A 14,854-nucleotide genomic window follows, 5' to 3' on the forward strand; every position below is an offset into this window, starting at 1 on the left:
ACATGAACAAATTAAAAGTTTGTGTCATTGGCACAGGTTCTATTTCAGATTTTCACTTAGGTTCCTATACGAATAATCCATTCGTTGAATTATATGGCGTGTATGATGCTTCTATTGAACGAGGCAAAGCGAAAGCAGCCCAATTTGGAGCAACGCATGTTTTTTCTACGAAAGAAGAGCTATTCGCAGATAAAAATGTGGATGCTGTCAGTATTTGTACATGGAATAATACGCATGCAGAATTGGCGATTCTTGCTTTGGAAAATGACTTACATGTTCTAATAGAAAAGCCGCTATCTATGACGTATGCAGAGGCTCTAAATATCCAAAAGGTTGCAGAAAAGCATCAGAAAGTATTTCAAGTGGGCTATGTAAGACGGTTTGCAACAAATACCAAAGTACTGAAAAGCTTCATTGACGATAACAAATTGGGCGATATTTATTATGCCAAAGCTTCCTGCCTAAGAAGATTAGGGAATCCAGGAGGCTGGTTTGCAGAAATTGATAAGTCTGGTGGCGGACCTTTAATTGATCTAGGGGTACATGTAATTGATATATGTTGGTATTTAATGGGTAGACCAAAGGTGAAGCGTATAACAGGTCATACTTACAATCAATTAGGAAATCGAAATCATATTGAAAATTTATCCTTTTACAAGGCTGCAGACTATGATGCTACTAAAAACACAGTAGAAGACTTAGCAAATGCCCTCATTACATTTGAGAATGGGGCGTCGCTAATGGTAGACGTTTCCTATACACTACATGCTACAAAAGAAGAAATAAGTATTAAGCTATATGGCACGAACGGTGGAGCAGAGCTAGAGCCTGAATTAAAAATTGTAAGTGAAGAGCATAATACGATTTTAAATATTCATCCTCAAATTAACGATCTAACATTTGATTTTGCGACTGCCTTTCAAAATGAAATCAATTCATTTGTTGATTGTTGCCTTCATCATTATGAATCAGTTGCACCTGTGGAAGATGGGGTAGAAATTATGAAAATCTTAGAAGGTATTTATATTTCTGCAACTGAAGGAAAGGAGGTTGTTTATTAAAATGGTGAAATTGGATAATAAAATCGGTGTGATAGTAGACAGCTTTCGTTTACCTATTCGTGAAGGTTTGTTAAAGGCGAAAGAAGTTGGTGCACAGGGTGTACAAATGTATGCCGTTTCAGGTGAATTGGACCCCGATAACCTAAGTGCTGAACAGAGAGCAGAATTGAAGGCGTATATCTTAGGGTTAGGTCTAGAAATCTCTGCCTTATGTGGAGATTTAGGAGGACATGGCTTCCAAGATAAAGCAGAAAATGCCCGGAAAATAAAGAAATCCAAAGACATACTGCAATTAGCCAAGGACCTAGGAACATCCATTGTTACAACCCATATCGGTATTATTCCTGAAGATGAAAATGACCCAATCTATCAAACAATGCTGGAAGCTTGTGAAGAATTAGGACAATATGCTACATCATTAGATGCTTATTTTGCGATTGAAACAGGACCAGAAACGAGTAAAACATTAAAAGGGTTTTTAGATAAGCTATCAACGAACGGTGTATCGGTTAATTTTGATCCTGCCAATATGGTGATGGTAACAAAAGATGATCCTGTAGCTGGAGTCAAACTATTAAAGAAGTATATTGTACATACACATGTAAAGGATGGTATTCAACTACAGTCAACGAATCCTAAAGATGTGTACGGGTACTTAGGATACGATTCTGGAACATCTCATGATAAAATAGAAGAAATGGTGGAAAATGGAGAGTTTTTCAGAGAACTTCCATTAGGTCATGGAGATGTCAATTTCGAGCTTTATTTTTCAGCTTTACAAGAAATCGGATACAATGGCTATTTAACTATTGAACGAGAAGTGAGATCAAATCCCGAAAAAGACATCAAAGAAGCTGTACAATTCATAGAAAAGTTTAAATAGGGGTTGAATCTAATTTGAAGAAGCAAGATCAAGTACAAATGCGAAGACAAAATAAATATATTGTGCTTGACGCAATAAGGCAGATGGCGCCAATTTCAAGAATTCAATTATCAAAACATACAAAAATGAGCCCTACGACCATTACTCGTATTGTGCAGGAGCTAGAAGCGGAAGGCTTTATTCTTGAAGGGGTATCGGAAGAAACAGCCATTGGTAGACGTCCTACGTTAATTCATATGCGCGAAGATGCTTTATATACGATTGGGATAGAAATTGATTGCTTTACTATTCGAATAGGGATACTAGATTTCTTGGGGAAGCTTATTGCCTTTCAGGAAGTCAAATGTAGCATCAAGCATCAATACGAAGAAGCCATACATCTACTAAAACGATCTATAGAAAATATCATGACAGAATATCAGATTGCTCAGGATAAATTACTAGGCATTGGGATAGGAATTCCAGGAGTAATCAATAACGATGAAGGAATTATCGTTTCCTCTGAGCAATTGAAGTGGGAAAACTGCCATATAAGAGAAGATTTAAATGGTGTTTTGGGTTGTGAAGTCATCGTAGATAATGAATTAAAAATGCAAATCATTGCTGAAATTGGTGATATCTATACGCCACTGTATTCAAATTGTATTTTAGTCGGAATTGGAACGGGAATAGGAGCATCCATATTATTAAATGGAGAAGTGTATCGTGGCATTCAAAATAAAGCTGGAGAAATAAGTCATATAACGATTAATCCCTTTGGTGAAATGTGTCACTGTGGTAAAAGAGGATGCTTATCGATGTATGTTTCTGAAGTTACGCTGTTAAAAAGAACACCTAAAAATCTTAATATTCAATCAATAGAAGAGATTTTGCAGTGTGTTGACCAAGGTGAGCAATGGGCAATCGATATTCAACAAGATGTAGCTACTTTTCTAGCTATAGCCATCAATAATCTAGTTTGTTTATACGAACCAGAGGCTGTCATCGTCAGTGGAGAAATTATTGAGCACAATGTGACATTTCAAAAACTTCTTAGTGAAAAGTGTAAACAGTATATATGGAAGGAATTACAACCCTATTTTGATTTACAGTTTTCAAATCAATTAAAAGAAGGGGTTGTTAAAGGAGCGGCATTACAAGCACAAAAGCAGTTGCTGTCTGTTTAAAGAAAGGTTGGTTGATTCGTGGCTTACTCAGAATTTTTAAAGGAGTATCGTTCAGGATTAATGGAAAATGTGCATTATGGACAAATGAGTGCTGTGAATCTAACGAAGGAAGAATTTGTCTCTGTAGGTCAAGACTATGAGCCTGTGTATTTTCGTTCTGCAGCAAAACCATTTCAAGCCATTCCCATTTTTATGACTGATTTTATAGAAAAATACGGGATTACTTCAAATGAAAGTGCATTATTTCTGGCTTCGCAAAGAGGCGAAATTTATCATCAAGAGGCATTACTCTCTTTGCTGGAAAAACTCCCAATTCATGAAAATGATTTAATTTGTGCAGCATCCTATCCATTAAATGAGGAACCTAAAACACAGTATATTCAACAGGGATTTGAAAAGAGGAAACTCTTTCATAATTGCGCGGGCAAGCATTTAGGATTTTTAACTGCATGTCTAGCAAATGGCTATGATGTCAAGCAATATTGTCATCCAGCACATCCACTGCAACAGATGATAAAAAAATATATTGCTTATTTAAGTGAATATGAGATAGAGAGAATTCATACAGGGATTGATGGCTGTGGTGCGCCCGTCTTTGCGATTCCGTTAAAAAACATGGCCATTGCCTATTTAAAGTTAGCACGACCAGAATTAATTGATGATCAACTAATTCGTGAAGCAGTAATCAAGCTTACGTCAGTGATGAATCAAGAGAATCATATCATTGCAGCGCAAAACTTTATTTGTACGGCATTATTAAAGGACCCTAATATTGTGGCAAAGGGTGGAGCACAGGGTGTATACTGTTTTGCTCTTAGAGATGAAGGGGTAAGTTTTGCCTTGAAAATTATGAATGGCTCAGAAAGTCCATGGCCGAATGTAATTGCTTCTGTATTGGAACAAATTCAGTATAAAAATCAAGAAACACTTGAGCGTATTAAAGCATTGTCTCCTACATTTGTGCGCAATGATGCAGGGGTAGAGGTAGGAGAAATTGTATCTACAATTAAAATTGTCTAGAGGTGAAGGCACTTGCATGTTTTGGCAATAGACGGTGGTGGAACGAAAACGATTGCAACAATCTCAACATGTCATGGGCAAATTATGGCGCTAGCAGAAACAGGCAAAAGTAATCCCACGTCCATGAGCTTTGAGCATTTTACAGAGACGATAACAGAATTAATAAATGATTTAAAAAGACAACAGCCTCACGAATTTCAACGCATTACAAAGTGCCATGCGGGCTTGTCTGGTGTAACAGAAAATAATAATGAGAAAATTACCTATGCATTATTAACCTCGCTTTTACCGAAAGACTGTCAACTATCACTATCGAATGATGGAATGAACGCGCTGTATGCGGGGACCTTGGGGCAGCCAGGCATTGTACAAATTTCTGGTACGGGTGCGATTACACTCAGTATAGATGCATCTGGAAGAATTGAGCGCACAGCAGGATGGGGTTATATTTTTGATGATGAGGGCAGTGGCTATGATATTGGCATACGCACATTAAAAGCGGTATTTAAAGCATTCGATAAAAGAGGTCCTGAAACGCTTCTAACAGCAGCGGTATTAGAATATTTTCGTTTACATTCCGTTCCAGAGATAATTGAAGTGGTATATGGTGAAGGACATCCGCGGGATACCATATCTCCTTTAAGTAAGGTTGCAATTGAATGCGCTAAACGTGGTGATGGAGAAGCCAATACAATTATTGATCAAGTGTGCCATGTTTTTTATCAAAGTATAGATGCTTGTTACAAAAAAAACCCGTTTGCAGATAAGCGAGTCAAAGTAGTGCTGGCTGGTGGAGTTTTTAATGAATTGGAGCTTTTTACTAAAAAATTAATCGCTATTGATAAAAAGAATCGTAATCAGTATGACTTCGTGGGTGCTTATAGCTTACCAGTAGGTGGTGCCGCTTTAGCTGCTTTAAATTTACCATATAATGAAGCAAAGCTATTTATCGATCAACATAATGCAAGTATGAAGAAGTTTTTAACGAATTAATCCCCCTTAACTTAGCAAGTAGAGAATAGTATGTACAATATCTCTACTTGCATTTTGTCAGTCTCCTACTTTAAACATATATCCCTTATATGAATTATGAATAATCATGACGATTCCGATAAGCATAAAATTGGATAATAATGAACTTCCGCCATAGCTTAAAAAGGGTAGGGTGACACCTGTGACAGGTAAAAGCCCAATTGTCATACCGATATTTTGAGTAATTTGAAAGGCTAGTAAGCTTGAAATACCTGCCCCCATTAAAGTCATAAAGGGGTCTCGCGCTACTACCGTAATAACAACAATACGATAGATAACAAAAAATAGTAGCGCGATTACAAATGCTCCTCCAATAAAACCTAGCTCTTCTGCAATAGCAGCGAATATAAAATCGGTATGTTTTTCTGGTACATAGACATTATTATGTAGATAGCCCTTGCCCACAAATTCTCCTGATCCGATAGCCATAAAGCCCTGGCGCACTTGAAAAGAAGAATCTGTATATTCATAAGGCTGAAGCCACCCATAAATTCTAGAAATCTGATGTCCTGATAGAGCACCCAAAACCTTCTCTGTAAAAAATTCATTAAATCTGACATAGAGCACTACCATCGTACTGACGATAACTAGAGGAACGGCCGTAAATACAACAAGAAGCTTTCTATGAATACCTGAAAAGAAAATCATGGGTAAAATCATTGCCATATACAACATGACCATACCTGTATCGGGTTGTCTATAAACAAGTAGCGTAGGAGGAAGGACAATTAGCCCGATTTTTATAAGTAACCAAAAATCTGCTAGATAAGAGGGGCGGACATTTTTCTCTTGATGAGCAATAATGACCCTACTCACAACTATTAAAAAAGCGAATTTTAAAAATTCCGATGGTTGGAGAGAACCTAAAAACGGGATTTGATACCATGATTTTGCCTGATTGATCGTTCGAGCAATGCTTTCAGGTGCAACAATAAGACCAGCCGTTAAAGCAACTATTAGGAAGTAAAATGGCCATCCAATCTTCTTCAACTGTTCAATATCAATCAAAGATATTCCAAGCATGATGGTTAATCCGATGATATAAAATAAAAACTGTTTGATAATAAAGGAGCTTGAATACTGTTCAAAATTTACACTACTAGAATGGACAAAAAGGCAACTAATAGCGCCGAGTAAAAGAAGACTTATTACTAAACTCCAATCTAACTTCTTGAATTGCGTCAAATGTAACACCTCCATTCTCTATTATGAACGCTGACAATGTATGGAAGGTTGCGGATGTTTTTCTAAAAATAGTATGAATAAGAAGCAATCATCTGGCTAATTTAGCGAGTTAAATTACCTAAATAAAACTAAATGATGGGTATAAATTCTTAATGTTTCGATTAAAATTTACAAAAATATAACACTGGCTTTATATCTCTATACTATCATTATTGGTAAGAGTTGGAGGAGGAGCCAGGGATCATGCATTTTTTCCGTTTCATTAAGGTGAAGGACAAGTTACTTGTACTCATGATTGTTTGTGTATTATCGAATGTATTGCTAGGTATATTCAGTGTAGATTATTTAAGGAAAATGTCGTGGCATGCAAGTGAGAGTTATACACAGGGACTTGTCCCAATTGGATGGCTAAATGAGCTAGAAGAATCACAGCGTCGATTAGATTTAATAGTAGATTCGAAGGGCAACGATAAAGAAATGACAGCCATTTTACAAAATATGGCGCAGCCTTTAGAGCATCTAGATAGCCAAGAAATTGATAAAAAGATGAGTCATCAAATTAAGAAGTATAAGTCATTGCTTAAGAAGCAGGAAGAAGCCATCGAGAACTTTAAGCAATTGAACCATGGTGAGCTAGATCAGTTTTATGTGCAAACATTTTTACCAATTAGTCAGGAGAGTCATGCATTATTAGAAGACACGCAAAATTATTTGGTTCAACGAGCAAAAGATCAACAGCATGCTTATCAGAAAGATGTACAATTCGGTTACTGGTTACTAGGTGGTGTATGCTTAGCGGTTGTCTTGCTTGTTATCCTTATCGGCTTTATCGCAACGAAGGCAGTTAATGTACCAACCCGTCAACTAAAGTCCTTATTAAAACGTGCAGAACAAGGTGATTTCACTGCCAATGCAAGTTATGTAGCTCATGATGAGCTTGGTGAAGTAGTACTGTCCTACAATCAAATGGTAACAGAGGTGAAACGACTACTCCATACTGTGACAGACAGTGCCTATGAAGTAGAAGAAATGACAGGGAAATTGCAGAAATCCTCTGAGCAATCATCAACAACGACATTAAAAATAGCGAAGGATGTACAATCTATCTCAGAGTCAACGTCTGCTTCTTCTAGTAAATTAGCTTCGAATACGGCTTCCTTAGAGGAGGTTTTAAATGATGTACAGGTTATTTTAGAAAAGGTTCAGGTTGTAGAAAGTTTTGCGCAAAAAACGGCCAGAGATGCAGAAAGTGGAACTGAAATTGTGCAGGCTAATTTAACGCAAATGCAAGCTATTAAGCAGGCGGTTGAAAAATCTAATACAGCTATCTTTAATTTAGTAGAGCGGGCTGCATCGATCGATCAAATGATTGAAGTAATAGAAAGAATAACAGCACAAACTAATTTACTGGCTTTAAATGCGTCAATTGAAGCCGCAAGAGCAGGAGAGCATGGTAAAGGTTTTGCAGTAGTGGCTAATGAGGTTCGCAAGCTTGCAGAGCAAACTGTTCAATCGACACAAACGATTACATCCATTGTACAGAACATCCATTTAGATTCGAATTATGCGGTACAAATGATGGAAGGCGTTTTAGTGGCGACTGAAAAAGGTGTAGCTGTTACAGGACAAACTGCGTCAAGTTTTGATCAAATTTTAGAAAAAGTACATACTATTAAGCCTTATATGATGGAAGTATCTGCTACGGTTCAAGAGATTGCCAATCACACGAAAAAGGTAAGTGAGGATGCAGGTATGCTGACAGCCTTATCGGATACGAATGCCGTGTCTACTAAGCATGTTGCTAAGTTAACAGCTGATCAATTAACAGCTCAGCAACAGTTCCATAATTATATAAAGGAATTGCGCAAAGTATCAAAAGTTTTGCAAATAGCTGTCAAACGTTTTTCGATATAATTTAATATTAAAGAATAATATTCGAAAAGGGTCTTCTTTGCAAAAAATAGCAAAGAAGATTCTTTTTTTGCATGGTTACAAAACTAGCTTATGAAAGTGTAAATGTTTTGTGTTTTTGAGATGTACAAATGTGTTTTATATATTTTTGTAGCACAATGTTTTTCATGTTCTCATATACTGTGAATAAGGGATTATCTGTTCTTTGTAAGGAATATTATTAATATAATTGTTGTATTTTCAAAACGAACACATTATAATGAATTTCATTGAAAGTGTTATTAAATCAATGTTTATTAATGTATTTTTGTACTTTCAGAAAGTACAATTGTTCACATGTGGAGGTTTTGGGAAATGAAAAAGATTATTGTTACTGGAGCACTTGGTCAAATTGGTTCTGAGCTTGTAGAAAAACTTCGTGGTATTTATGGAGAGGACAATATACTTGCTACAGACATTAGAAAGCTTGAACATACTAAGGGCCCATTTGAAATATTGGACGTGACAGATGGACAAAGAATGCATGATTTAGCAAAGGACTTCGGTGCAGATACAATGATGCATTTAGCAGCATTATTATCAGCTACAGCAGAAAGAAATCCATTGTTAGCTTGGAATTTAAATATGGGTGGATTAATGAATGCGTTGGAGGTTTCGCGTGAGTTAAATATGCAATTTTTCACGCCAAGCTCAATTGGTGCGTTTGGTCCGTCTACACCTAAGGAAGATACACCACAGGATACTTTGCAAAGACCAACAACTATGTATGGGGTAAATAAGGTAGCGGGTGAGTTATTATGCGATTATTACTTCAATCGTTTTGGTGTTGATACACGTGGCGTACGCTTCCCAGGACTAATTTCTTATGTAACACCTCCAGGTGGTGGTACAACAGATTATGCAGTAGAAATTTTCTATGAAGCCATCGAACAAGGCAAATATACATCGTATATTCAGGAAGGTACATTTATGGATATGATGTACATGCCAGATGCCTTACAAGCTATTGTGGATTTAATGGAAGCAGACGGTAGTAAGCTTGTTCATCGCAATGCTTTTAATATTACAGCTATGAGCTTCGAACCTTCGCAAATCGCGGCTGAAATCAAGAAACACTTACCAAATTTCACAATGAGCTATCAGGTAGATCCAGTTCGTCAGGCCATTGCAGATAGCTGGCCAAACTCTTTAAATATTGAAGCGGCTCAAAAAGAGTGGGGCTTCAAAGCAGAATATGATTTAGCTAAAATGACAGTAGATATGTTAGAAAAATTGAAAATCAAACTGCATAAAAAAGCCATTTCATAAAAGATGGGCAACGGGTGAAGATCTAAACTTCATCCGTTTTTTTATATATAAAAGAAAATTATTGGAATATATAGATTAAATTATGAAATTAAAATATAATAATATTCGGAATATTAATAGTATTCAGTTTGATTGATGCTATGACGATTTCACAAGGGGAAATTCACAAATGAAGGGATGATGGGTTTTATGATGCAAGCACCATTAGTTTTAACTAGTTTTTTCAAACGAGCAGAGAGCTATTTTGCAAGAAAATCAATTATTTCACGGACAAGCCCACACAAAATACATCGTTTAACATATGGGCAGTGGGCAAAAAGAACGCGTCGTTTAGCAAATGCCCTTACAAAGCTTGGGATGACAAGAGGAACAAAAGTCGGCTCCTTTGCGTGGAATCAGCATCGGCATTTAGAAGCTTATTTTGCTGTGCCTTGCTCAGGGGCAATCTTACACATGGTAAATATTCGTTTATCAGAAGAGCACTTAATCTATATTATTAATCATGCAGAAGATGAGATTTTAATGGTCGATGTAGATTTATTGCCGATCATTGAAAATATTGCGCCAAAACTTAAGACAGTGAAACACTATATCATTATGACGGATGAACCAGCTTTGCCGAAGACTACACTACAAAATGTTTTATCCTATGAGGACATATTAGCATCGGCTGATGAAAATTTTCAATTTCCAGAGGATATTGACGAGGAAGCACCTGCTGGTATGTGCTATACAAGTGCTACGACAGGGAATCCAAAGGGGGTTGTCTATTCTCATCGAGGTTTAGTTTTACACAGTATCATGCTGAGTATGTCTGACTCTATGGGGATTGCGGAAAGGGATGTGGTGATGCCGATTGTACCCATGTTTCATGCAAATGCATGGGGCTTACCTTTTGCTAGTGTCAATGTGGGTGCTACACAAGTTCTACCAGGCCCACAATTTACTTCAGCATTAATAATGGATTTAATCGAGCAAGAAAAGGTTACATTAACTGCTGGTGTACCGACCATTTGGATAGGCGCCCTACAGGAGCAGGAAAAGAAAGAGCGAGATATTAGTTCTTTAAGAGCGATATGCTGTGGTGGATCTGCTTCACCAACTCGACTCATTCGGACATTTGAAGAAAAGTATGGTATTCCTTATATTGTTGTCTACGGCATGACGGAAACTACACCAATCGTGGCATTGTCCAACTATATGTCTTGGATGGAAGATTGGCCGATTGAAAAACGTATTGAAGCTCGAGCGATGCAAGGGATGACAATGGCAGGTATCGAATCTAGTATTATTAATGAGGCGGGTGAGGTACCTTGGGATGGCGAAACAATGGGGGAATTACGTTTAAAAGGCCCATGGATTTCCAACGAATACTATCGTGATGAGCGAACAGCAGATGCCTATCGAGATGGTTGGTTATATACTGGTGATATTGCTGTACGAACAGCAGATGGCTTTATTAAAATAACGGACCGTACGAAGGATCTTATTAAATCAGGTGGGGAATGGATTTCCTCTGTTGATTTGGAAAATGCACTGATGACGCATGATGCCGTTTTAGAAGCAGCTGTCATTGCCGTGCCCCATGCTAAATGGCAGGAGCGTCCATTAGCTTGTGTTGTATTGAAAGAGGGACAATCAGTAACAGAACAAGAGCTTCTTGCTTTTTTAGAAAATCAATTTGCCAAGTGGTGGGTACCAGATGCAGTCGTCTTTTTAGAAGAAATTCCAAAGACATCTGTCGGAAAATTCCTGAAAGCGAAGCTGCGAGATAATGTAGCAGAAATTTATCCTAAATCATTGGTATAGGTAAAAGAGCGACTTCCATTTATGCAAGTCGCTCTTTTTTGAGTTATTTAGTTAACATGTGGAAGACTTGCTCAACGTCTTTATCGCCACGACCAGAGATATTAATAATAATGCTTTCCTCAGGTGATAAAGTTGGTGCTAATTTTAGAGCATGTGCGACTGCATGTGAGCTTTCAAGAGCAGGAATAATACCTTCAACCTTAGAAAGTACTTGGAAGGCATCTAAAACTTCTTCATTTGTCACGGTCACATACTCAGCACGACCGATTGTTTTCAAATGGCTATGCTCAGGCCCCGCACCTGGATAATCTAAACCAGCTGCTATTGAATAGGTAGGGAGTGGGTTACCTTCTGCGTCCTGAAGTACTAAACATTTGAAGCCGTGTAGCTCTCCTGGTGTTCCTTCGTTTAAGGTAGCAGCTTTGTCTGGCTCTATTCCAATAAGACGAACATCCTCGTCCGCAATATAGTCAGCAAATGCCCCAATAGCATTACTACCGCCTCCTACACAGGCAAGAACAGCTGTTGGCAGCTTTCCTTCCTTTTCTAAAATCTGTTCACGACTTTCACGGCTAATCACTGATTGAAAATGTTTAACCATTGATGGGAAGGGGTGTGGTCCAACTGCTGAGCCTAATAAATAGAAGGTTGTTTCATAGTTTTCTACTAAGTCAGCGAATGCTTCATCTACTGCATCCTTTAAGCGGCCTTGCCCTTTATCGACAGCTACAACTTTCGCTCCGAGAAGTTCCATGCGAAATACGTTCAATGCCTGACGTTTTGTATCTTCCAAGCCCATATAAATCGTGCAATCCATTCCAAACATGGCACACGCTGTAGCTGTTGCTACACCATGTTGACCTGCACCTGTTTCGGCAATCACGCGATTTGCTCCCATACGTTTAGCTAGTAAAATTTGTCCTAATACATTATTGATTTTATGGGAGCCTGTGTGGTTAAGGTCTTCACGTTTTAAATAGATTTTTGCGCCACCTAATTGCTTTGTTAAATTCTCTGCAAAATAAAGAGGGGATTTACGACCGACATATTCACGGAAATAGTAATCTAATTCTTGCTTAAAATCATCATCCTCTTTATACTTTTGAAAATTCTCATCTAGTCTATTTAAAACATTTTGAAGCTCCTTTGGAACAAAGCTTCCACCAAATTCACCGAAATATCCCTTTTTTTCTACTACTGTACTCATCTTAACTCGACTCCTCTATGCTAATTTTTCCAAAAAAAAAGCCACTCCAATCCCTCATAAAAAGGACGAGTAACCGTGGTGCCACCTTCATTCGCAATTTTTGCGCGCTTTCCTGCTCCGGTAACGGGGAGCGAAACGGCCTTACATTTGATAAGGCTGCTCTGAAGTCCATTCACAAGTTTGTACTACTGGTTTGCACCAACCACCAGCTCTCTTAAAGTAACAATGCTTGCTACTACTCTTCTTCCTTGCATTTGTTAGAAAGAATTGTAGAGTATTTTCAGAATAGTGTCAAGAAAAAAGACGAATCTAAAAAGATCCGTCAGTTAAATTAAATTTTTAAAGTGAAGGCGTTTGTTTAATACATACATAATCGGTGCACCTACAGCTAATACAACAAATTCACCCGCCGCGACTGTTAGCCAAGTCCAGAAAAATGGCAACGCTAAAGCCAAGTTCAGCTCAAAGGCAATGATAAACATAGTACATGTAAAGAGTAATGTATTAATAATTAAACGTGCCCAAATATTTTTGACAAATTTACAGATTAAAATAAACAGGCCGAGTGTAATCATTGAATGACCTACACCAAACACTAAATCGTAAATGCCAAGTGGTGAAAAAAGATTAGAGATCAATACACCAATAATAATCCCTACGGCAAAGCGTGGATTAAAGGCCACTAAATGGTTAAACATCTCAGATACTCGGAACTGAACCTCTGTAAAACCAAATGGTGCAACAAGCATGGTTACAGCTATATAGAGAGCCGCAATGATACCACTTGCTGCTAAAAATTTTATCTTCATATTCATTTCTCCTTAGTTTTTTTTCGTGGGATGGTTACGAACCACGGTGCTTTCACACAAGTAAATATTCTATTATAGATATCTAGTAGAAGTCAAATGTCAGACTTTGTCTATAATGTCCTATCGTCGCAAAATTGTCATAAATATTTTTTACTATGCTGAAAAAAGATATCGAATTACTAAAACAGCGTAGTTTAGCGGTTTAAAGCGCCAAATTAAATGAAAAACTAAAATGTTTTGTCATTTTTAAAAGTCAGAACATTCATAATGTTGTTGACGGAGCTCGATAATAACGATAATATAGCGATACATTCACACTTTGTTTGGATAAAGTGCGATAGATATTCGAGAATATAATTCGGGGGGATTATTGTGAAAAACAATGTAAAGAAGTTGTCATTCCTTCTTTTTGGATTAGTGTTGCTTCTTGCTGCTTGTGGTAGCGGTGGCTCTGGTACAACAGATTCAAAAGGAAATGAAACAAACAATGCTAGTGAGAGCGGAAATGCAGACGATAAAACATATAAAATCGGGATTACTCAAATTGTTGAGCATCCATCGTTAAACGCAGCAACGGAAGGCTTTAAAAAAGCAATTGAAGATGCTGGCTTAAAAGTTGATTACGATCCACAAATTGCACAGGGAGATAATAGCCTTAACACAACGATTGCTAACAATTTAGTAAGTGCAAACGTAGATTTAATTTTTGCAAACTCTACACCTTCTGCTCAAGCCGCTGCAACAGCAACAAGTGACATTCCGATTATTTTTACATCGGTTACAGATGCTGTTGGTGCACAGTTAATTGACTCAATGGAGAAGCCAGGGAAAAATATTACAGGCACAATCGATTTACATCCTGAAACAATTTCTAAAACTGTAGCATTCCTAAAAGAACTTGGTGCGAAAAAAGTAGGAATGGTCTACAATGCGGGTGAGCAAAACTCAGTTGCACAAGTTTCAGAAGTGAAAAAGGTTATGGACGAACAAGATTTAGCGGTGGTAGAAGCATCAGCATCTACTTCAGCAGATGTAAAACAAGCGACAGAATCTCTAATTGGTAAAGTAGACGCTTTCTATATTATTACTGATAACACAGTAGTTTCTGCATTAGAATCGGTAATTGATGTTGCCAATACGAATAAATTACCATTAATCGTAGGAGAACTAGATTCTGTGGCACGTGGCGGTTTAGCCGCTTATGGTTTTGAATATTTTGATATCGGTTATGAAGCAGGTCAAATGGCTGTGAAAATTTTAAAAGGTGAAGCGACACCTGCCGATACACCAGCACAATACCCACAAAATCTGAAATTATTAATCAATAAAAAAGTTGCAGATGATTTAGGAATCGAAATTAAAGATTCTTGGGGGGCCGAAATTCTAGAAAAGTAAAACGAAGCGGGGTGAACTATCCCCGCTTTATCTTCATTTTACAAGCGATATAAATAATAAAGAGATTT

General features: G+C 37.5%; 12 protein-coding genes, 1 riboswitch and 1 other annotated feature. Of the genes, 9 read left to right on the forward strand and 3 right to left on the reverse strand.

Annotated elements, in window-relative coordinates; all coding sequences use genetic code 11:
• Window positions 1-2: 2 nt before the first annotated feature.
• The 5 genes from LCP48_RS02815 to LCP48_RS02835 are packed head-to-tail and all read left to right on the forward strand — an operon-like array spanning window position 3 to window position 5,123.
• The gene (locus LCP48_RS02815; RefSeq protein WP_225340669.1) at window positions 3-1,061 is read left to right on the forward strand and encodes a Gfo/Idh/MocA family protein; all 1,059 of its coding nucleotides are present in this window, start codon (window positions 3-5) and stop codon (window positions 1,059-1,061) included.
• A gap of 1 nt (window position 1,062) precedes the next feature.
• Window positions 1,063-1,944, forward strand: coding sequence for a sugar phosphate isomerase/epimerase family protein (locus LCP48_RS02820; protein ID WP_004225480.1), 882 nt, complete (start codon window positions 1,063-1,065; stop codon window positions 1,942-1,944).
• A gap of 14 nt (window positions 1,945-1,958) precedes the next feature.
• Complete coding sequence (locus LCP48_RS02825; RefSeq protein ID WP_225340670.1) at window positions 1,959-3,110, forward strand: ROK family transcriptional regulator; 1,152 nt, start codon at window positions 1,959-1,961, stop codon at window positions 3,108-3,110.
• An 18-nt stretch (window positions 3,111-3,128) separates the two neighbouring features.
• Complete coding sequence (locus LCP48_RS02830; RefSeq protein WP_225340671.1) at window positions 3,129-4,130, forward strand: asparaginase; 1,002 nt, start codon at window positions 3,129-3,131, stop codon at window positions 4,128-4,130.
• 12 nt (window positions 4,131-4,142) lie between these two features.
• Complete coding sequence (locus LCP48_RS02835; protein WP_004225471.1) at window positions 4,143-5,123, forward strand: N-acetylglucosamine kinase; 981 nt, start codon at window positions 4,143-4,145, stop codon at window positions 5,121-5,123.
• Between the two features lie 57 nt (window positions 5,124-5,180).
• Here the strand turns inward: LCP48_RS02835 and LCP48_RS02840 are convergent, their stop codons facing one another.
• Window positions 5,181-6,347, reverse strand: a complete 1,167-nt coding sequence (locus LCP48_RS02840) for an FtsW/RodA/SpoVE family cell cycle protein (RefSeq protein ID WP_004225468.1) — start codon at window positions 6,345-6,347, stop codon at window positions 5,181-5,183.
• Window positions 6,348-6,590: 243 nt separating this feature from the next.
• On the opposite strand from LCP48_RS02840, the gene LCP48_RS02845 reads away from it, so the two are divergent.
• The 3 genes from LCP48_RS02845 to LCP48_RS02855 all read left to right on the forward strand — a co-directional run bounded on the left by LCP48_RS02845 (window position 6,591) and on the right by LCP48_RS02855 (window position 11,375).
• Window positions 6,591-8,261: a methyl-accepting chemotaxis protein gene (locus LCP48_RS02845; RefSeq protein ID WP_004225466.1), complete on the forward strand. Its 1,671-nt coding sequence runs from the start codon at window positions 6,591-6,593 to the stop codon at window positions 8,259-8,261.
• Window positions 8,262-8,612: 351 nt separating this feature from the next.
• On the forward strand, window positions 8,613-9,566 hold the full coding sequence (locus tag LCP48_RS02850; RefSeq protein WP_004225462.1) for an L-threonine 3-dehydrogenase: 954 nt from the start codon (window positions 8,613-8,615) through the stop codon (window positions 9,564-9,566).
• Window positions 9,567-9,755: 189 nt separating this feature from the next.
• Complete coding sequence (locus tag LCP48_RS02855) at window positions 9,756-11,375, forward strand: long-chain fatty acid--CoA ligase (RefSeq protein ID WP_004225461.1); 1,620 nt, start codon at window positions 9,756-9,758, stop codon at window positions 11,373-11,375.
• A 43-nt stretch (window positions 11,376-11,418) separates the two neighbouring features.
• On the opposite strand, the gene trpB is transcribed toward LCP48_RS02855, so the two are convergent.
• Together trpB and LCP48_RS02865 are read right to left on the reverse strand one after the other, a co-directional pair.
• The gene (trpB, locus tag LCP48_RS02860; RefSeq protein ID WP_004225459.1) at window positions 11,419-12,582 is read right to left on the reverse strand and encodes a tryptophan synthase subunit beta; all 1,164 of its coding nucleotides are present in this window, start codon (window positions 12,580-12,582) and stop codon (window positions 11,419-11,421) included.
• A 58-nt stretch (window positions 12,583-12,640) separates the two neighbouring features.
• Window positions 12,641-12,840, reverse strand: a binding site (T-box leader).
• 68 nt (window positions 12,841-12,908) lie between these two features.
• Window positions 12,909-13,391 carry a QueT transporter family protein gene (locus LCP48_RS02865; protein ID WP_004225456.1) on the reverse strand — a complete coding sequence of 161 codons (483 nt, stop codon included), beginning with the start codon at window positions 13,389-13,391 and terminating at the stop codon, window positions 12,909-12,911.
• A 6-nt stretch (window positions 13,392-13,397) separates the two neighbouring features.
• Window positions 13,398-13,442: riboswitch (PreQ1 riboswitch) on the reverse strand.
• A 321-nt stretch (window positions 13,443-13,763) separates the two neighbouring features.
• Between LCP48_RS02865 and LCP48_RS02870 the strand changes: the two genes are divergently transcribed.
• A complete protein-coding gene (locus LCP48_RS02870; protein ID WP_009371613.1) occupies window positions 13,764-14,786 on the forward strand; it encodes an ABC transporter substrate-binding protein in 1,023 nt (340 codons plus the stop codon).
• Window positions 14,787-14,854: the final 68 nt, after the last annotated feature.

The organism is Lysinibacillus capsici, from assembly GCF_020217405.1.
In the GTDB taxonomy this organism is placed as follows: Bacteria; Bacillota; Bacilli; order Bacillales_A; family Planococcaceae; genus Lysinibacillus; species Lysinibacillus capsici.

Coding starts and splice junctions, on each gene's coding strand:
- LCP48_RS02815 (WP_225340669.1), top strand. CDS start 3: ATGAACAAATTAAAAGTTTGTGTCATTGGCACAGGTTCTATTTCAGAT.
- LCP48_RS02820 (WP_004225480.1), top strand. CDS start 1,063: ATGGTGAAATTGGATAATAAAATCGGTGTGATAGTAGACAGCTTTCGT.
- LCP48_RS02845 (WP_004225466.1), top strand. CDS start 6,591: ATGCATTTTTTCCGTTTCATTAAGGTGAAGGACAAGTTACTTGTACTC.
- LCP48_RS02850 (WP_004225462.1), top strand. CDS start 8,613: ATGAAAAAGATTATTGTTACTGGAGCACTTGGTCAAATTGGTTCTGAG.
- LCP48_RS02855 (WP_004225461.1), top strand. CDS start 9,756: ATGATGCAAGCACCATTAGTTTTAACTAGTTTTTTCAAACGAGCAGAG.
- trpB (WP_004225459.1), bottom strand. CDS start 12,582: ATGAGTACAGTAGTAGAAAAAAAGGGATATTTCGGTGAATTTGGTGGA.
- LCP48_RS02865 (WP_004225456.1), bottom strand. CDS start 13,391: ATGAAGATAAAATTTTTAGCAGCAAGTGGTATCATTGCGGCTCTCTAT.